We start from the raw sequence: 20,043 nt of genomic DNA, 5'->3' as shown, positions 1-20,043 counted from the left end.
TAGCGAATATGTCAATTAATTAGTTGTACGTGAACATTGGCACATTGAACATTGACACATTGAACATTGACACATTGAACACATGAAATTTATAGAAACAAAATTAAAAGGATGTTATGTCCTTGAGCCAAATATAATAAAAGACGAACGCGGTTACTTTATGGAAAGTTTCAATGAGAAAACATTCTGCGAAGGCGTGGGTCAAAAAGTAACTTTTGTACAAGACAATCAGTCGTTTTCTACAAAAGGCGTGTTACGGGGTTTACATTATCAAACCGGAGAACACGCGCAAGCTAAATTAGTACGCGTTTTACAGGGTGAAGTATTAGATATTGCGGTTGATTTAAGACCTAATTCACCGACTTTCGGACAATATGAAACGGCGTTTTTATCTGGAGAAAATCAAACTCAATTTTTTATTCCACGAGGTTTTGCCCATGGTTTTTTAGTTTTGAGCGAAACAGCGACTTTTTTTTACAAATGTGATAATTTTTACAATAAAGAAAGTGAAGGCGGATTGATATACAATGATGAAACCGTAAATATCGATTGGAATTTTCCAATCGAACAACTAATTATTTCAGAAAAAGACCAAATATTACCCACTTTAGTTAACGCAAAAAAAGCATGGTAGTTTTAGTAACAGGCGCAAATGGACAATTAGGACAAGCTATTCAGTCGATTGTAGGTAATTATCCTTCAGTTGACTTTGTGTTTTGTTCGTCAGTAGAATTAAATATTACTGATAAATCCAATTGTGAAGCTGTTTTCGAAAAATATAAACCACAATTTTGCATTAATGCGGCGGCTTACACAGCTGTTGATATAGCGGAATCAGAACCAGAAAAAGCATTTGTTATAAATGTAACTGGTGCACAAAACCTAGCGGAGGTTTGTAAAACGCATGACACCATTTTATTACATGTTTCAACCGATTTTGTTTTTGACGGATTAGCAACTCAACCTTATTCAGAAGAAGCCATTCCTAATCCAACAGGTGTATATGGAGTAACCAAATTACAAGGCGAACAAGCCATACAAAACACTTGGGAAAAGCATTTTATAATAAGAACCTCTTGGGTATATTCTCAATTTGCCAATAATTTTATGAAAACCATGTTGCGATTGGCATCAGAAAGAGATAGTTTATCTGTAGTTTCAGACCAAATCGGAACACCTACAAATGCTATAGACTTAGCGGAAACTTTAGTAAAAATAATACAATATTGTCATGCTGAACTTGTTTCAGCATCTAACTACGGAATTTACAACTTCAGTAACGAAGGTCAATGTTCTTGGTACGATTTTGCCAAAGAAATATTTAAAGTGAATAACATTTCCATAAATTTACAACCTATATCAACATCCTCATATCCTACACCTGCTAAAAGGCCAGCATATAGTGTTTTGGACAAAAGTAAAATAAGAAGTGTTTTTGGTATTAAAATTAAGAATTGGGAAGCAAGTTTAGCGTCAATTAGCAGTTAAAAACATAATAATTCGTCGTTACATTATCAAAAAAACATAATAATTAGTTATTATATTATCAAAAAAACATAATAATTTGTTATTTATAAAAAATTAATCTACATTTGTCGTAAATTTTTGCAATAATGATAGTTAGACAAATTGAAAACCAGGTAAAAGACAAACTTTTTAATAAAAAAGCAATTCTAATTTTTGGTGCCAGACAAGTTGGTAAAACATCATTTATAAAAAAAATTGTAAATGAGGAAAAGCATATTTGGTTGTCTGGAGATGAGCCAGATGTACAACAACTATTAGAAAACATCACAAGTGAACGAATCAATCAATTAGTTGGCACAAACAATATTTTAGTGATTGACGAAGCTCAAATGATTTCAAATATTGGCTTGTTAATTAAACGAATTGTTGACAATTCTAACCACATTCAGGTAATTGCCACAGGAAGCAGCGCTTTTGAATTAGCCGATAAAACCAAAGAATCTTTAATAGGCAGAAAGTTTGAATTTCAGTTGTTTCCGATATCATTTAGTGAAATGGTGCAGCATTCTGATTGGTTAACGCAAAAAAGAACGGTACAACATTATTTAGTAAATGGTTTATATCCAGAAGTAATAAACGAAAAAGGAAACGAAATAGCAGTATTAAAAGATATTTCAGAATCTTTTTTGTTTAAAGACGTATTAAATTTTGAAGGCATAAAAAAATCTAACCTCATTTATCGTTTAACTCAAATGCTAGCTTTTCGTATTGGTTCTGAAATTAATTATAGTTCTTTGGCTACAGAATTAGGAATAAACAAATTAACAGTAGAAAAATACATAACTATTTTAGAACAAAACTTCATTATTTTCACCTTACATTCTTTTAGTAATAATTTAGATAATGAATTAAAAAAAGGCAAAAAAATATATTTTTGGGACGTAGGAATTAGAAATGCTTTGATAAAAAACTTCACTCCAATAGAATTAAGAAACGATGTTGGTGCCTTGTGGGAAAATTTTGTAATTGTAGAAATGATAAAACAAAATCGTTATCAGAACAAACATTCCGAATACTATTTTTGGAGAACTACTCAACAACAAGAAATAGACTTAATTGAAGTAAACAATCAAAAAATTGTAGCTTACGAAATAAAATATAATCCCAAACAAAAAGCCAAATTTTCTAAAACCTTTATTAATAATTATAAACCAACAGAAAGTAAAGTAATTAATTTCGATAATTTTTTTGAGGTTATCATGTAATCACCTAAATTTACAACCCATTCCAACATCCGCATATCCCACACCCGCAAAAAGACCAGCGTATAGTGTTTTGGACAAAAGTAAGATTAAAAGTGTTTTTGGTGTTGATGCGAAAGATTGGAAGGAAAGTTTAATAAAAGTAAAATGAAAATAGTAGTAACAGGAGGAGCAGGCTTTGTAGGTTCTACATTATGTTTGCAGTTAAGAGAGAAATATCCACATTACGAAATTGTGGCTTTTGACAACTTAAAAAGAAGAGGTTCAGAGCTAAATTTAATTGATTTTCAAAAAAATGCGATTGATTTTATTCATGGAGATATTAGAAACAACGAAGATTTGCACGCTTTGGGAAGTTTTGATGTTTTAATTGAAGCTTCCGCAGAGCCATCTGTTACGGCAGGATTGGATTCGGACCCTACTTATGTTATTAATAATAATTTATATGGTTCCATTAATTGTTTTAATGCTTGTATAAAAAATAAAGCAAAATTAATTTTTCTATCTACAAGCCGAGTGTATCCCATTGAAACGATTGAAAACGCACTTTTTGATGAAGAAGCAACTAAATTTTTATTTAAAGATAGTCAAATAATAAAAGGTATTTCTTCCAAAGGTATTTCTGAAGAATTAGCTCTTGAAGGCGCACGTTCTTTTTATGGAACAACCAAATTAAGCTCAGAATTATTTATACATGAATACGCCGCATTTTACGGATTAAAAGCAGCTGTAACTAGATTTGGAGTGATTGCTGGCCCAAGACAAATGGGAAAAACAGACCAAGGCGTTGTTACGTTGTGGATGGCAAAACATTATTGGAAACAATCGTTAAAATATATTGGGTATGGAGGCAAGGGCAAACAAGTTAGAGATTTATTACATGTGGATGATTTAGTGGAACTAATTGATTTTCAAATTCATAACATTGAAAAATTTGTTGGAAAAGTTTATAATGTGGGCGGCGGATTACAAAACAGCGCTTCTTTACAAGAAATGACAGCAATTTGTGAAAAAATCACAGGGAATAAAATTAAAATTGACGAAGTTGCCGAAACCAGAACCGCAGATTTAAGAATTTTTATCACAGATAACACAAAAATTGAAACTGAAATTGGCTGGAAACCAAAAAAATCAGTGGAAACTATTTTTAAAGACATTTATCTTTGGATTCAAGAAAATGAAAAACAGTTAGAATCAATTTTGAAGTAAGATGAAAAATAAGATAAAATATTGTCTAGTATTTGTTTTTTTTATAATTAAAACATCGTTTTCTCAAAACACAAACATTGTAAACTGCTCATCAGTTTATTCTAATATTGTAGAATACAATACAGGAGAAATTTTTGTTGTATATAATTTTAGTTCTAATCAAGTTACTTCTAAAATTGTTGAGAATACAGAAAACAATAATTTATTAGATGTTTTTGCAAAAGTAAAAATATATCCAAATCCAACGGTAAGTGTAATATACTACAGTTTACCCAATGGTTTTTCATTTGAAAAGCTTGAATTACATGATCAGTATCAAAAAATTATTTTTTCATCAACAGAAAATACAAAACAAATATCATTGGAAAATTTCCCTTCAGGGATTTATTATATTATGTTTAATGGCAACAAAGAACACAATTATAAAATCATAAAAAATTAAAATGATGAGAAAATTAATTTTATTTCTTTTATTTTCAGTAATTACTTATGCTCAAGTTCCTCAAGGAATGAGCCATAGGGGAATAGCTTACAATACAAGCGGAGTAGTTTTACAAAATACTAATGTTGCAATTAGAGTTAGAATTTTAGAAGGAAGTGCTTCAGGAACAATTGTTTATGAAGAAAAACACAATAAAACTACTAATGGGACCGGGCAATATAATTTTAATATAGGGCAAGGCACACAACAAGGCACTAATACTTTTAGCAGTATTAATTGGGGTGTTATTACTAAGTTTTTACAAATTGCGATTGATCCAAACAATGGCACAAATTATTCTGTTGTTGGCACTAGTCAATTAATGAGTGTTCCTTATGCTTTGTATTCTGAGAAATCAAATGTAAATAAGAGTATTGGAACTGTTAAAACAATTCAAGAATTAAAGAGTTTTGTAGATTTTAATCCACAACAAGACTCTCCAGTTGTTTTTGTTCAAGGTTACTCTTCACCAAGTGATGGCGGTGGAGGAATGTTTATTTATAAAAGATATTCCGAAATGGGTTTAAATCCGGCAAATGCTCCATTATATACTAACGACCCAAGAAAACCGTTAAATGATGACGGAATTTTTGTTGATTCATATCATGGTAGCTTTAGCCCAAAAGGAATTTGGATTAGACAATTTAATGGAGATATTGATATAAGGTATTATGGTGCTTTTCCCGGTGGAGCAGATATAACTACAGAAATTCAGAAAGCGATTAATTATGCTGGAAAATCAACACAAGATGTATCTACTAGACCGTATGGCTATGGAAATGGAAATACTGTTTATATACCGAATGGTTCATATCTGGCTAGTCAGATAACATTAAAATCCGGTGTTAATTTAAAGGGATCTTCAATGTTTGAAACTACAATTGTTAGTGCAAATGATAGTAATGGAGCTTTGTTTATTAAAGAATCTGGTTATTTAAGAAATATAAACATTTCAAATTTGACAATTTTAGGAACTGCAATAAATTATAATGGTGGTGGTTTTAATATTAAATCGTGTTTCAATTTTGATTCTGAAAATCAATTGGGTGGAATTTGGGATTCTACATTTAAAAATTTAACAATTCAATTCTTTACAGGGCATTCATTTTATTTTTCTGCCGGAGGGGCTGGTAGTTTCCAATCAGTAAATCAGTTTATAACAATGGAGAACGTTAGTGTTGAAAGCGTTGGACAAATAAAAGCGGTTGAAACAAATTTTAATAATCAATATCATGCATTAATATTAAGGGGTTCAACTAATCAGTTTTTATTTAATAATTGTAGGTTTGATGGAGGTTCTTATTTATTTGGGAATGGTTCTCAAACACCCCTTTATAAAGTTAATGGTATAGTAGTTTATATTGGTGGAATTGAAGGAACATTATTTAATCCAGGGATAATTAAATTTAATACATGTACAATTCAAAATGGTCAAGAAGGTGTATTTATACAATCTTCAAATAATATTAATCTAGATACATGTTGGTTCGAATTTTTTGAAAGAGCAGTAGTTGTAAAAGGAGAAAACAGGGTTTCTAAAGCTATTAATATTTCAAATTGTTCTTTTTTAAATTCATCGGGGAGATACGGTGTCTTACCAGCTGATTCTGGGTCATTGTTAATTGTAAACAAATCAAAAGTTAACTTTACTAACAATTATATTGTTAACAGTAAGAATCCATATGAAGATTATACTAATGATCCATCAAATGAAAAACATAAATTGATAACTCTAGATCCATATCCTTCTGATAATTATGGGATAAATTCTTCAGGAAATTATTTTGAAGACACAAGAGCTAATGCTGATAGTAAAGAATTAGGAACAACATTTGGGGTAAAAAAGGATTTAGATGTAACAAATAGTTCTTCTAATTTAATTGATATTGAAGGAGCTAAAGCGATATATTTAAAAAACACTTCAGGTTCATTAAAAACCATTAAAGAAATTAAATCATCCATTTCTGCGGGTGAAATTTTCTTTATCAGAGCAGATCAAGGATCAATAAAACTTGATGAAACAAAAAATATTTATTTAGGTAACATGAATGGTGTTGCTGGGGGAAACAATACAGGTTCATTAACATTGTCAAATGGTAGTGTGGCTTTATTTATTAAGATTGATGAAATAGTTACAATAAACGGGGTTACTTATAAAGAAACATATAATTTGGTTTCTTATAAAATGAAAAATTAATTTAATATTATTATGAGGAATAAATTTATTATTGTTGACTTTTCTTTAGCAATCCTATTTATAATATATTTTTTTTACATTTTTGTTGGAACTACATCTAATATTCCAATTAATGATGATTATTCGGTCTTGGATAACTTTACCGATATTGTAAACGCAGATTCTTTTTTTGAAAAAATAAAACTGTTTTTTAAACAGCATAACGAACACAGAATTTTATATGATAAATTATGGTTTTTCATCGATTATAAATTATCTCAACAGGTAAATTTCAATCATTTATCATTAATTGGTAATTTATCATTATTGGGTATTTTTATTTTCTTCCTATTAAAGTTTAAAGAAAAAGCAGAAAACACAATTTATTTGTTTCCATTAGCAGTTTTGATTTTTAATTTTTCTTTTCATGAGAATCTTACTTTTGCAATGGCAAATTTATCTAATTTTACAGTTGTTTTATTCTCATTACTATCTCTACATTTTATAACTAAACCCAACATTACCAAAAAGAATTTTATCTTAACTATTTTATTTTTAATACTTGCTATTTTTACTCAAGGCGCTGGTTTGTTTCTTATTTTAATTTTGTCAGTTATCTTGTTTTTAAATAAAGAGAAAAAATATTTATTTCAGTTTCTAATTATTTCGGCAATATTAATTGTAATTTATTTTATCGATTACCAAAAGCCACCTAATAGTCCAGAAATAATAGAAACTTTAAGAAGTTTTAAGTTCAGATCTTTTTTATTCTCATTTTCATTTTTAGGTAACATCTTCGCCAAAAATTTAATTTTCACTAATGATATTAACGAATCATTAATGATTTCTACCGGTGTAGGCTTTTTGTTTTTTGTTTTTTATCTTTACTTGATTAAAATAAAATACTTTAGAAAAAACCTTTTTGTTTTTTCAGTAATGTCTTTATTTATTTTGATTTCATTTGTTACAGGAATAACTAGATCTCAGCTAGGTATTGATATGTCTATAGCTTCAAGATACAGAATAAATAGCTGTATTTTTTTAATTTGCATGATTTTCTTTTTTATTGAAAATACTCCAAAAACGAAGATTAATTTATGGTACTTAAATTCGGTTTTATTAGTGTTTACTACTGGATATTTTTTCGCAATGAGTTTTCCACAGCAAGAATATTTAGAATTTAGAAAAAAGCAGAATTATTATGGAGTGTTAAGCTACTATAACAGGAATCACAAAAATTTAAATGGTTTTGAACAAGATTATTATAAAAACGTATTATTAAAAGCTAATGCTTCAGAAACTTATTTTTTACCAACTGAAGATTTAGTAAATAAAGAAATAAATTATTCTAATAAAATAGATGTAGACCTAAATAATTATGAAAGCAATTCTGTTTCGGGTAATATTGATAAAATTGAAAAATTACAAAACTCAGTTTATATTGAAGGGTGGGCTTTCATTGATAGTTTAAACACCAAAGACCAAGAAATAACCTTAGCTATTGAAGATACCATTCAAAACAGAAAAATATTTTTTAAAGGACAAAAATTTAAACGATATGATTTGAACCCATATTTTAAGAAAGCTAATTTAGAAAGTGCCGGATGTATTTTCAGGATTAAAAACCAAGATTTACCAGTTAACTATAATAAACTATATTTGCTTGTAGATAATAAAGGAAAAAAAAGAATTTTTAATTCAAAAAAAATTACACAATAATGAATATTTGTATTATCACCGGTTCTTCTGGTTTAATTGGCAGCGAATCTGTAAGTTTTTTTGCAGAAAAATTTGACAAAGTTATTGGAATAGACAATAACATGAGAGCCAAATTTTTTGGCGAAGACGCTTCTACGGAATGGAATACCAAAAGATTAATTGACACCATTCCTAATTTTGAACATCACCACGCAGATATTCGTAACATTGATGAATTAGAAACTATTTTTTCAAAATACAATTCTGATATTAAATTGGTGGTTCATACCGCCGCACAACCCAGTCACGATTGGGCCGCAAATGAACCAATTACCGATTTTACCGTAAATGCAAACGGAACATTGAATTTGTTAGAAATGACCAGATTGCATTGCGAAAAAGCAGTTTTCATTTTTACGTCCACTAATAAAGTATATGGCGACACACCAAATTATTTACCTTTAATTGAGTTAAACAAACGTTGGGAAATTAACGAAAAGCATGTTTATTTCAAAGAAGGAATTGATGAAAACATGAGTATTGATCATACGAAACATTCCTTATTTGGCGCTTCAAAAGTAGCCGCGGATGTTATGGTTCAAGAATATGGCAAATATTTTGGAATGAATACGGGTGTTTTCAGAGGTGGCTGTTTAACAGGACCAAATCATTCAGGAACACAGTTACATGGTTTTCTTTCTTATTTAATGAAATGTGCTATTACAGGAGATAAATATACCGTTTTTGGATACAAAGGCAAACAAGTTAGAGATAACATTCACAGTTGGGATTTAGTAAATATGTTTTGGCATTTTTATCAAAACCCACAACAGGGCGAAGTATATAACGCTGGTGGAGGAAGACATTCTAACTGTTCTATGGCAGAAGCCATTGAAATGTGTGAAAAAATTACAGGCAAACCAATGAATTATGAATATTCTGAAACGAATAGAATAGGCGATCATATTTGGTGGGTAAGCGATGTAAGTAAATTCAAATCACATTATCCAGAATGGAATTGGAAGTATGATATTACTGATATTTTAACTCAGATATACGAAAATATGTCTAAAAGAAATCATTAGTCTATGAAACTAAGTATTGTAATACCCGCATACAATGAAGAAGAATCGATTTCTGAAACTATAGAACAAATTGAAGCAGCCTTTTCAAAAGTAACTATTGAGCACGAAATTTTTATTGTTAACGACAACTCTAAAGACGGAACTTTAAAAGTTTTAGAAGCGTTAGCACAAAAATATCTTGCAGTTAAATACGAAACCAATTTAGGACCCAATGGTTTTGGATATGCCGTTCGTTATGGATTAGATCGTTTTTCTGGGGACTGTGTGGCAGTTATGATGGCGGATTTATCCGATTCTCCAAATGATTTAATACTATATTACAACACAATGGTAGAAGGAAATTATGATTGTGTGTTTGGAAGTCGCTTTATAAAAGGTGGTAAAGTGGTTGATTATCCATGGGTTAAAAAAATTATCAATAGAGTTGCTAATTTTATAATTAAAATGGTAATGCGAATTAAGTATAACGACACTACAAACGCATTTAAATTATATAAAAGAGAAGTAATTGAAGGCGTAAAACCAATTTTATCACCTCATTTTAACTTAACAATAGAATTACCTTTAAAAGCAATAATTAGGGGGTATACCTATACGGTAGTGCCCAACTCATGGACCAACAGAAAATATGGAGAATCTAAACTTAAAATAAAAGAAATGGGAAGCCGTTATTTTTTTATTTTAGTATATTGTTTCGTTGAAAAATACTTTTCAAGAGGAGATTTTAAAAGAAAATAAAATATTTTAATAAAAAACGCGTTATATTTAAAATTACATTTTTAAATTTGCAAAAAAACAATTAATATGAAAACAAAAATTATAACTATTTTACTAGTAGTAAGTACAATATTCGGTTGTAAAAACGAGAGTAATAATGAGAAATCCAATGTTGATAATAATAAAACAGAGATTAATAAAAATTTTAAAGTTACTTTAAATGTAGTAGTAAAAAAAGATGATAGTTTTCAGGTTTATTATACTGAAAAATCTTCAAGTGATTTTAACGAGAAAGAGTCAGTTTGGGTTGAAGTTAAAGGAGGTGAAAACCCACAGGATATAGTTTTCAATATACCAGAAGATGTTATTCCGACTATGTTTAGATTAGATTTTGGTGTTAATGATAACCAAGAAGATATAAAACTTAACGGTGTAAATATTGAATATTTAGGGAAATCATTTAAATCAGAAATTCCTCTATTAGCAAATTACTTCAGACCGGCAGAACTTTCTACTTCAGTAGATTTTAAAACGGGAATTATAAAAGCAATATTTAAAGACGGAAAAAGACAAGAACCAGCTTTATACCCTCACGAAACGGTATTGCAACCAGAAATTGAAAAATTAGTAAAATAATAACATACATTTAATATTGGTAATGCTATTCTTAGAAATCAAGAATAGCATTATTATTTAATAAAAACATTTATTTATGCGTAGAATAAAAATATTGTTTTTTTGGATTTTTATTAATAAAAACAATGTTAGTTTTTTCGAATTAATAAAATTTTTATTTAAGCCAAAAGTTGCTACTATTGCTAGTAAATTTATTAAAAAAATTACTCATAATGAAGATTTCGAAATCACTTTTACTAATTTAAATAAGAAGTTATTTTGGCCTTCTAAGTTCTCTATATCAAGGCTAAATCAAGTAGTTGCAGAATCATTTGATGCCGAAGATTGGCATTATTATCAAAAAGAACATACCGAAATTAATACCGGCGAAATTATTTTAGATATTGGCACCGCAGAAGGACTATTACCTATATCTGTTATTGATAAATGTGAATATATTTACATGATCGAACCTAGTAAATTGTTTTGTAATTGTTTGAATAAAACATTTTCTGAGTACAAAGGAAAAACCACTATTTTTAATGTAGCTGTTGGAAATAGTGACGGGACAATTAATTTTGATGAAAATTCATTAGATGGCATGATATCAAATGTAAATTCAGCCACTACTCAAGAAATAGCAATACATAAAATTGACACGCTTTTTAATAAAAACCAACCAATTACTTATTTGAAAGCGGATATTGAAGGTTTCGAGTTAGAAATGCTAAAAGGCGCAGAACAGACAATAAAAAATAACAAACCAAAAATCGCCATTACCACTTATCATACTCAAAACAACCCAAAAGAAATAATAGATTTAATTAAAAGTTTTGTCCCAGAATACAACTATTACGTGAAAGGAATTTATGAGCAAACGCCAAAACCAGTATTAATTCATTTTTGGATATAAAAAGTATGATTAAGAACAAGCTCACATCATTCATTTTAAATAAAAAAAAAACCAACTTTTTTATTTATGGATTTGGACAAGTTTTTAATCTCTTAAGTCCACTTGTAGTAGCGCCAAAAATTATTTTAATTTGCGGCGAAGCCGGATTTGGAAAAGTAGGATTAGCATTTGCCTTTTGCTTATTTTTGATGCTAATTGTAGACTATGCTTTTGATATAAAAGGCACTAAAGAAGTCTCCGAAAACAGAAACAGCTCACAAAAATTACAAAAAATCTTAAATACTGCAATTTTTACAAAGTTAATTTTGTTTGTGTTTGCATTACTAATTTCTGTGGCACTTATTTTTTCTATTGATTTTTTTAATCAAGAAAGAGATTTGTTTTTATTTGCCTTAACCATTGTTTTTGCACAAGTTTTTAATCCAGTTTGGTTTCTTCAGGGTATAGAAAATTTTAAGTTAGTTAGTTTTTTAAACATATTTTCCAAAACCATTTATGTTATTCTGGTTTTTTGTCTTGTAAACCACAAAAACGATTATATTTATGTAAATTTTTTCCTTGGAATTAGTTCCTTCATATTCAATTTTTTTGGACTACTACTCATCAAGAGAAAATATAATTTTCAAATTGTTTTGCCAAATTATTTAGTGGTTAGGAAAATAATTCAAAATGACTTTTCGTTTTGTGTTTCACAATTGTTTTTATCAGTCAGACAATTGTCCCCGCTAGTACTTACTAGTTTTTTTCTAGGGTTCTCCATTGCAGGACAATACAAAATCATGGAACAAATCATTAGTTTATGTAGAACTTTTTTACAAGTTTTCTTAAAGTTTTTTTACTCAAGTGCTTGTTTAAAATACATAAACAACCCACAAAATGGTTTGATGTATTGGAAAAAATACAGTCTGATTTCTGCCTCCATAATAAGCTTTTTTTTGCTTGGCATTTTTCTTTTTTCAGACCAAGTGCTTCGTTTTTTTCAATTATCAAACACAGCAATTTTCCAATTAAGCACATTGTTTAAAATTTCCTTGCTTGTTTCTTTATTAATGTCTGTAACACTTCCATTAGAACAATTAATGTTTATAAAGGAAAAACACGCTAAATATATTAAAACGACTATCTTTGTTACTTTAGTTAATATAGCTTTAATAGTGTTTTTTGTATATCAATTTCAGTTAAAAGCCATTGTTTTTTCTCTTATTATTGCAGAATTACTATTTATACTATTTTATTATATATTTACAAAGGCAACATTAAAGTCAAAATTTTAATAAAACAGTCAATACTTATTCCCTAACATGAAAATTGATAAAGATTTTACAAGTAAAATTTTATTTTTAATATGTATCGTTGTTTCATTAATCCCAAATTATGAATTAACGTTTGCAATTTGGTTTATCACTTTTTTAGTTACTATTAATAAAAACTATTCGTTAACTATTTTTAAATACGTTGCTACATTTTCTGCAATTCTTCTTATCGCCTTTTTATCTTCGTTATTTTATCAACCTAAACTTTTCCTTTTTATAAGAGATATTACTTACATGATTAAACCTATTATTGGTTTATTATTAGGATATCAAATTTTTAAAAACGAAAAAACATTACGTTTAAATTATTTTATATATGTTGGCTTAATTATAGCGATCATCCACATTGGAACTATTTTTATTGCTTTTCTACAAGTTAAAAGTTTAAACCTTATTTTATTAAGAGAAAAAGGAGGTTATTTCAGTGACTATGAAATTTATGTCATTATAATGCTAATTTTTCATAAAGAGTTAGACATTACAATTTCTAAAAAACGCATCAACTATATTTTGGCAGTTGTGGTTTTATCGAGCATGCTTTATGCGGCTCGAACAAATATGATTCAGTTTGTTATTTTGTTTTTAGCGATGAAAGGCTATTTTAAATTAACAAGAAAATCACTAACTATTTTATTTACGATTTTTAGTTTAACAGCCGTATCCTATTTTGCCATCGTATCTTACAATCCAAAAAGAGGCGGCAAAGGATTAGACGCGTTTCTTTATAAAGTAAAAATAGCACCAGAAGAAGCATTTAAGACTAAAATTAATAAAAACGATTGGAAAGATTTTAATGACAATTACAGATCATTTGAAAACATTATAACTGTTCAGCAAGTTTCTCACGAAGGTTCATTGGCAATATTATTTGGTGAAGGGCTAGGTTCACGTTTAAATTTAGGAAGAAAAGTACACACTAATGATGGAGAATTTGTTCAATTTATTCCATATGTTCATAATGGTTTTATGACGGTTTTCCTTAAGTCAGGAATTTTAGGGGTGCTTTTTTTAATCTTTTTTTTAATTTTACTTTTCAAACAACCCAAAACGAATAACCCAAAATTACTTTACATTAATTATTTATTAATTGGCACAAGTGTGTTTTTGATTATTTCTAATTGGGTGTTTTTAGGATTGTATTTAAAATTAGATAATAAATCCATAATCATTGGTTTTTTAATTGCTTTGAAAGAAGTAATTGCAAAACAATCTTATACTAATTTAATTGAAAAATAACCACTCAAATAAAACGAAAGTGTTAGTGGATTGCCATGTTTTTGACGGAAAAGCACAAGGCACTACAACTTATTTAAAAGGTATTTATTCAGAATTAATTCTGGATGCAAATATTTTGTTTTATTTAATTTCATTTCATCCGGATACTTTAAAAAGTATTTTTGGTCAAAGAGAAAATGTTATTTATTTAAAATATCCTTCTAAAAATAAATTTAAAAGACTCATATTCGATATTCCTTCAATAATAAAGAAACATTCCATTGATTTTGCACACTTTCAATACATAGCACCGCCCATAAAAACATGTAAATATATAGTTACAATTCATGACGTGCTGTTTTTAGATTATCCGAAATTCTTCCCATTAGCTTATCGAATAAAAAATAAAATTTTGTTTTATTTGAGCGCTAAAAAAGCTGATTTTGTTTTAACGGTTTCGCAATACTCAAAAGAAAGATTAATACAACATTTTAAGTTAAAAAATATTTATGTAACACCAAATGCAGTAGATGAAGTTTATTTTGAATTGTATAATAAAGAGGCAATTCAAAAAGACATTTTCGAAAAACATAAAATCCAAAATTATTTTTTATTTGTAAGTAGAAGAGAGCCCAGAAAAAACCACTTAAATTTACTTAAATCATTTGTAATTGATGGTTATTATAAAAAGCATCAACTGGTTTTCGTAGGGAGTAAAGATATTCAAGATGTAGCATTTGAAAAATATTTTTACAGCTTATCAAGTGAAATTAAAAAAACCGTTTTTTTTTTAGAGAAAGTAAATTTCAAAGAACTTCTTTCTTTAACTCGAGGCGCTACAATTTCTATTTATCCTTCTTTTGCGGAAGGTTTCGGAATTCCGCCACTGGAATCAATTGCCGCTAATATTCCAACAATTTGTTCCAACAAAACAGCAATGTCAGAATTTACTTTCATGCAAGATTTTTTATTTGACCCTAATTCAATTGACGAAATTAGTCAGAAAATTTCTTTCGCAATATCGCAATTTTCAGTGGAAGAAATCAGAGAAAAAGTTAAGTCGAAATATTCTTGGAAAATTTCTGCTACAGTTTTAAGTAACATTTTGAAAAATAATTAGAATGTTTTTTTAAAAACACTATTTTTGTCTCAATTACCCATTCAAATGAAAATAGGAATTTTAGGAACCCGAGGCATACCCAATAATTATGGAGGATTTGAGCAATTTGCCGAATTTTTCGCCACGTATGCCGCAAAAGAAGGTCATGACGTGTTTGTGTATTCTCCTCATAATCACGCTTATTCAGGGGCAACATTTGAAAACGTACATCTAATTAAATGTTACGATCCAGAACACAAAATCGGAACTGTTGGTCAATTTATTTATGATTTAAATTGTATTCTGGATTCTCGAAAAAGAAATTTTGATATTATACTACAATTAGGTTACACTAGTAGCGCTTTTTGGTATGGATTACATCCAAAAAACAGCTTAGTAATTACTAATATGGATGGGTTAGAATGGAGACGAAGTAAATACAATAAACCCGTTCAAAAACTTTTGAAGATTGCCGAAAAATGGGCGGCTACAAAAAGCGATTATTTAATTTCAGACTCTTTAGGCATTCAAGAGTATCTTTTAAAAACGCATAGCAAGAAAAGTGAATACATTGCTTATGGCGCACATAATTTTGATACACCAAACGAAGAAATTTTAAATAGTTATAAAGTTGAAAAATATCATTTCAACATGATAATGGCGCGTTTCGAACCAGAAAATAATTTAGATATGGTTTTGGATGGTGTGATGTCAAGTAAAGATGAAAAACCAATTTTAGTTATTGGAAACCATAACACAAAATATGGGGAATACTTAAAAAATAAATTTTCATCATGTAATAAGATTAAGTTTTTAGGGGCAATTTACAACTTAAATCATCTAGATAATTTAAGATATTTCTCCAATTTATATTTTCATGGTCACACAGTGGGCGGCACAAATCCTTCTTTACTTGAAGCAATGGGGTCTCAAGCTTTAGTGATTGCACATAACAATCATTTTAATAAAGGCGTCTTGGAAAACAACGCCTATTACTTTAATTCAGCAGATGAGGTAAAAAAAATAATTGATACCATAAAAAAAATTGATAACTTGCAATATGTTAAAAAAAATTATGCCGCAATTGCCGAAAAATTTAATTGGATTAAAATAAATGAAGAATACATACAGTTTTTTACTAAATGTTTGGCAAGAAATGCTTCTAGAACAAAAGCTAAATAAGTCATTTTTACCTTTTTTGTTGCTTCTTATTTCTTTGCCAACACTTTTGTCAATAAATTCTATTAGCACAGCAATTTTCATTTTCTCGGTTTTGTTTTTTAATAAAAAAAATAAAATTACACTTCAAAACGCTTTAATATTTCCAATTTTATTATTTATTTGGATGGCCTGTTCATATTTTTGGTCAATTGATAAAGCGGTTACAATACCAGCTATTTTCAAAGAAACGCCATTATTTTTTATTCCGGTTTCGTTTTTAATTATGAAGCCCTTCAATAAAAATCAAGTTCATAAATTAATAAAATATTACAGCTATGCTATGGTGTTTTATGCCAGCTTTTTTCTTTTAAGAGCATGGGTTAGATATATGATTTCAGGAGACCAAAGGGTATTTTTCTATCACGGAGAATATGACGATGATTTTGGTTTGGTGCCAAAATTATTAAACGCCATACACGTATCTGTTTACATGGCTGTGGCATTTTTTTACTTCTTAAATCAGGAAATAAAAAAGAAAATAGATGTAATATGCACATCAATTCTTTTTGGCTTTATTTTTTTATTGTCTTCCAAAAACATAATTATTGTGTTTGTGTTTTTAATTGGTCTTCATTTTTTTTATTTTTCAAAATCGTCAAACAAAATGCGATTGAGAAATTTAATTATTTTAACTTTAATTTTAGTAGCGGCATTTAGTTTTAGTAAAATAAAAAACAGATTTTTAGTCGAGTTTCAATCCAATACCAAAACCAGCGTAAGTCATAGTGTATACAATGAGGCAGATGAAGGCGTTAATTATGTAAGCATATATGAAGCTTGGAACAACGAGAAATTTTCACATGGTGATTATTTTCCAGGTACTGCTTTCAGGGTGTATCAATTCCGAATGTTTTTAGAAATTTTTAGCGAAGAGTCATTGTTTTGGAAAGGATTAGGTTTAAGCGCCTCACAAGTTAAACTTATAGAAAAAGAGAAAAAATACAATCTTTATCCAGGATATGGATCTTTTAATTTTCACAATCAATATGTTCAAAATTTTGCTGAATTAGGCTTTTGTGGTTTTGCACTATTGATTATAATGTTGATTCTAAACATAAAAACTGCAATTACACATAAAAATTTTATACATATTTCTTTTGCAGTTCTAATGATAAGCTTATTTTTGACAGAGTCATTCTTATGGAGACAAAAAGGGGTGTTGTTTTTTATATCTTTATATTGTTTGTTTCAAATCAAAGAAGACAAAAATGCCTTAAAAATCTAAAATTAATGAAAAGAATATTAATAACAGGAGCAGCAGGATTTTTAGGCTCTCATTTATGCGATCGCTTTTTAGCCGAAGGCTATTTTGTAATGGGAATGGATAATTTAATTACGGGAGATTTAAAAAACATTGAGCACTTATTTAAAGAAAAAAACTTTGAGTTTTATCATCATGATATTACTAAATTTGTTCATGTTCCAGGTAATTTAGATTATATTCTTCATTTTGCTTCTCCAGCGAGTCCTATCGATTATTTAAAAATTCCTATTCAAACTCTAAAAGTTGGCTCTTTAGGAACACACAATTTATTAGGATTAGCCCGAGTTAAAAAAGCAAGAATACTTATCGCTTCAACTTCAGAAATTTATGGTGATCCATTAGTGCACCCTCAAACAGAAGAATATTATGGAAACGTAAATACCATTGGTCCACGCGGCGTATATGATGAAGCCAAACGTTTTCAAGAATCAATTACAATGGCATATCACACGTTTCATGGCGTGGAAACCAGAATTGTCCGAATTTTTAATACTTACGGGCCAAGAATGCGATTAAATGATGGGCGAGTAATTCCTGCATTTATTGGTCAAGCATTGCGCGGGGAAGATTTAACGATTTTTGGAGACGGAAGTCAAACCCGCTCATTTTGTTATGTTACAGATCAAGTCGAAGGTATTTATAGATTATTACTTTCCGATTACCATTTGCCTGTAAATATTGGAAATCCAGAAGAAATCACTATTTCTGATTTTGCAGAAGAAATTATCAAATTAACAGGGACAAATCAAAAAGTAATCTACAAAGATTTACCAGTAAACGACCCTATGCAACGCCAACCAGACATCTCAAAGGCAAAGAAAATTTTAGGATGGACGGCTAAAGTAAAAAGAGAAGAAGGCATGAAAATAACTTACGAGTATTTTAAATCGCTTTCACCAGAAGAATTAGCTAAAGAAGAACACAAAGATTTTTCAAAATACATTTATTAGTTTGAAGTTAAAAACAGGAAGATATTCAGGATTTATTAGACCGCTAATTGCTTTTATAGATTTATTATTAATTAATCTATTAATTTTAGTCTGTCTTCGTTCCGCTATGAGTAATTTTGGTTATCATACTATTTTGTCGTTTTCTTGGATAGTTATTTCTTATTATTCAGGGTATTATGAAGTATATAGGTTTACTAAAGAAATTACCATCTTAGGAAAACTTCTAAAGCAGTTCGTTTTTATCAGTTTAATCACATTCGCATACGTTGGTTATAAATATAAATATGTAACGCCAGATGAAGTTTGGAACTATATTGCTTTTTCCTTTATTTCTGTGAGCTTTGTAAAATTTTCAATTTTTTTTCTCCTAAAAAAATATCGGTTATTATATGGAGGGAATATAAGAAATGTGATCATTTTAGGATATGGAAAAGACGTAGAAGAATTAAAATTATTTTTTACTACCAAACCGAATTATGGGTATAATTTAATGAACGTTTTTAGTTTAAAAATAAATAAAAAAGAAGAAATTAAAGCGTGTTATGAGTTTATAACCAAAAACAAAGTAGATGAAATTTATGGCTCATTAAATACGCTCAACAGCACTGATTTACAAGGACTAATACATTTTGCAGACAACAATCTTAAAACAATAAAATTGCTCCCAGACAGCAAAAACAGAATGTTACGTAACTTAGCCGTTGAATACTATGGTTATGTGCCAATTATTTCGTTAAGAACCATTCCATTAGATAAAGTAATCAATAAAAGAATCAAACATTTTTTTGATTTTGTGTTTTCATTACTTGTAATTTTATTGCTTTTGTCATGGTTAACGCCTTTAATAGCCTTACTAATAAAAATGGAATCCAAAGGCCCAGTTTTCTTTAAACAAAGAAGAAACGGATTGAACTATAAAGAGTTTTATTGTTATAAATTTAGATCTATGCGATTAAATTCTAAAGCAGATTTAGAACAAGTTCAAAAAAACGACCCAAGAGTAACTAAATTTGGAAAAATATTAAGAAAATATAGTATTGATGAGTTGCCACAATTTTTCAACGTAATATTAGGAGATATGTCTGTTGTAGGACCAAGACCTCATATGGTTAGTCATACGGAAATGTATGCAAAAAGTATTGATAAGTTTATGGTTAGACACTTTATTAAACCTGGAATTACTGGTTTAGCACAAATAAACGGCTGCAGAGGAGAAGTAGAAACCGAAAAAGACATTATAAATAGAGTTAAATTTGATATTTTTTATCTAGAAAATTGGTCTATTTTGTTAGATTTAAAAATAATACATAAAACAGTTATTAATACTATTAAAGGCGAAGATAAAGCCTATTAACTTT

Annotated in this window: 19 protein-coding genes; all 19 read left to right on the top strand. The window is 28.8% G+C overall.

The window, feature by feature from the left end; genetic code table 11:
* Positions 1 to 82: 82 nt before the first annotated feature.
* The 19 genes from rfbC to ACIQ2I_RS00310 all read left to right on the top strand — a co-directional run bounded on the left by rfbC (position 83) and on the right by ACIQ2I_RS00310 (position 20,039).
* The gene (gene rfbC, locus ACIQ2I_RS00400; protein ID WP_396180461.1) at positions 83 to 634 is read left to right on the top strand and encodes a dTDP-4-dehydrorhamnose 3,5-epimerase; all 552 of its coding nucleotides are present in this window, start codon (positions 83 to 85) and stop codon (positions 632 to 634) included.
* Positions 628 to 1,488, top strand: coding sequence for a dTDP-4-dehydrorhamnose reductase (gene rfbD / locus ACIQ2I_RS00395; RefSeq protein ID WP_396180460.1), 861 nt, complete (start codon positions 628 to 630; stop codon positions 1,486 to 1,488). Before rfbC ends, rfbD begins: the two co-directional genes overlap by 7 nt.
* A 125-nt stretch (positions 1,489 to 1,613) precedes the next feature.
* Positions 1,614 to 2,732: an ATP-binding protein gene (locus tag ACIQ2I_RS00390; RefSeq protein ID WP_396180459.1), complete on the top strand. Its 1,119-nt coding sequence runs from the start codon at positions 1,614 to 1,616 to the stop codon at positions 2,730 to 2,732.
* On the top strand, positions 2,716 to 2,880 hold the full coding sequence (locus ACIQ2I_RS00385; protein WP_396180458.1) for a sugar nucleotide-binding protein: 165 nt from the start codon (positions 2,716 to 2,718) through the stop codon (positions 2,878 to 2,880). The genes ACIQ2I_RS00390 and ACIQ2I_RS00385 overlap by 17 nt, the downstream gene beginning before the upstream one ends.
* Positions 2,877 to 3,938 carry an NAD-dependent epimerase/dehydratase family protein gene (locus ACIQ2I_RS00380; protein ID WP_396180457.1) on the top strand — a complete coding sequence of 354 codons (1,062 nt, stop codon included), beginning with the start codon at positions 2,877 to 2,879 and terminating at the stop codon, positions 3,936 to 3,938. Before ACIQ2I_RS00385 ends, ACIQ2I_RS00380 begins: the two co-directional genes overlap by 4 nt.
* Position 3,939: 1 nt before the next feature.
* Complete coding sequence (locus ACIQ2I_RS00375) at positions 3,940 to 4,380, top strand: T9SS type A sorting domain-containing protein (RefSeq protein ID WP_396180456.1); 441 nt, start codon at positions 3,940 to 3,942, stop codon at positions 4,378 to 4,380.
* Between the two features lies 1 nt (position 4,381).
* On the top strand, positions 4,382 to 6,616 hold the full coding sequence (locus tag ACIQ2I_RS00370) for a hypothetical protein (protein WP_396180455.1): 2,235 nt from the start codon (positions 4,382 to 4,384) through the stop codon (positions 6,614 to 6,616).
* Positions 6,617 to 6,628: 12 nt separating this feature from the next.
* Entirely contained in the window at positions 6,629 to 8,314 is a 1,686-nt protein-coding gene (locus tag ACIQ2I_RS00365) for a hypothetical protein (RefSeq protein WP_396180454.1), read from the top strand.
* The gene (locus ACIQ2I_RS00360; RefSeq protein WP_396180453.1) at positions 8,314 to 9,378 is read left to right on the top strand and encodes an NAD-dependent epimerase/dehydratase family protein; all 1,065 of its coding nucleotides are present in this window, start codon (positions 8,314 to 8,316) and stop codon (positions 9,376 to 9,378) included. Before ACIQ2I_RS00365 ends, ACIQ2I_RS00360 begins: the two co-directional genes overlap by 1 nt.
* Before the next feature lie 3 nt (positions 9,379 to 9,381).
* Positions 9,382 to 10,116: a glycosyltransferase gene (locus ACIQ2I_RS00355; protein WP_396180452.1), complete on the top strand. Its 735-nt coding sequence runs from the start codon at positions 9,382 to 9,384 to the stop codon at positions 10,114 to 10,116.
* A 66-nt stretch (positions 10,117 to 10,182) separates the two neighbouring features.
* A complete protein-coding gene (locus tag ACIQ2I_RS00350; RefSeq protein ID WP_396180451.1) occupies positions 10,183 to 10,731 on the top strand; it encodes a hypothetical protein in 549 nt (182 codons plus the stop codon).
* A 76-nt stretch (positions 10,732 to 10,807) separates the two neighbouring features.
* On the top strand, positions 10,808 to 11,623 hold the full coding sequence (locus ACIQ2I_RS00345) for an FkbM family methyltransferase (RefSeq protein ID WP_396180450.1): 816 nt from the start codon (positions 10,808 to 10,810) through the stop codon (positions 11,621 to 11,623).
* Between the two features lie 5 nt (positions 11,624 to 11,628).
* Positions 11,629 to 12,897 (top strand): lipopolysaccharide biosynthesis protein, encoded by a 1,269-nt coding sequence (locus ACIQ2I_RS00340; protein WP_396180449.1) that lies wholly within the window; start codon positions 11,629 to 11,631, stop codon positions 12,895 to 12,897.
* A gap of 27 nt (positions 12,898 to 12,924) precedes the next feature.
* Positions 12,925 to 14,172 carry a hypothetical protein gene (locus tag ACIQ2I_RS00335; protein WP_396180448.1) on the top strand — a complete coding sequence of 416 codons (1,248 nt, stop codon included), beginning with the start codon at positions 12,925 to 12,927 and terminating at the stop codon, positions 14,170 to 14,172.
* Entirely contained in the window at positions 14,162 to 15,271 is a 1,110-nt protein-coding gene (locus ACIQ2I_RS00330) for a glycosyltransferase family 4 protein (RefSeq protein WP_396180447.1), read from the top strand. The genes ACIQ2I_RS00335 and ACIQ2I_RS00330 overlap by 11 nt, the downstream gene beginning before the upstream one ends.
* Positions 15,272 to 15,295: 24 nt before the next feature.
* Entirely contained in the window at positions 15,296 to 16,432 is a 1,137-nt protein-coding gene (locus ACIQ2I_RS00325; protein ID WP_396180446.1) for a DUF1972 domain-containing protein, read from the top strand.
* Positions 16,365 to 17,696, top strand: a complete 1,332-nt coding sequence (locus tag ACIQ2I_RS00320; protein WP_396180445.1) for an O-antigen ligase family protein — start codon at positions 16,365 to 16,367, stop codon at positions 17,694 to 17,696. Before ACIQ2I_RS00325 ends, ACIQ2I_RS00320 begins: the two co-directional genes overlap by 68 nt.
* Before the next feature lie 5 nt (positions 17,697 to 17,701).
* On the top strand, positions 17,702 to 18,685 hold the full coding sequence (locus ACIQ2I_RS00315; RefSeq protein WP_396180444.1) for a UDP-glucuronic acid decarboxylase family protein: 984 nt from the start codon (positions 17,702 to 17,704) through the stop codon (positions 18,683 to 18,685).
* A 1-nt stretch (position 18,686) separates the two neighbouring features.
* Positions 18,687 to 20,039 carry an exopolysaccharide biosynthesis polyprenyl glycosylphosphotransferase gene (locus ACIQ2I_RS00310; protein WP_396180443.1) on the top strand — a complete coding sequence of 451 codons (1,353 nt, stop codon included), beginning with the start codon at positions 18,687 to 18,689 and terminating at the stop codon, positions 20,037 to 20,039.
* Positions 20,040 to 20,043: the final 4 nt, after the last annotated feature.

The organism is Flavobacterium sp. (genome assembly GCF_044368995.1).
In the GTDB taxonomy this organism is placed as follows: Bacteria; Bacteroidota; Bacteroidia; order Flavobacteriales; family Flavobacteriaceae; genus Flavobacterium.
Note: the sequence above shows the minus strand (reverse complement) of the source record. Positions and strands in the feature narration are given on the sequence as shown.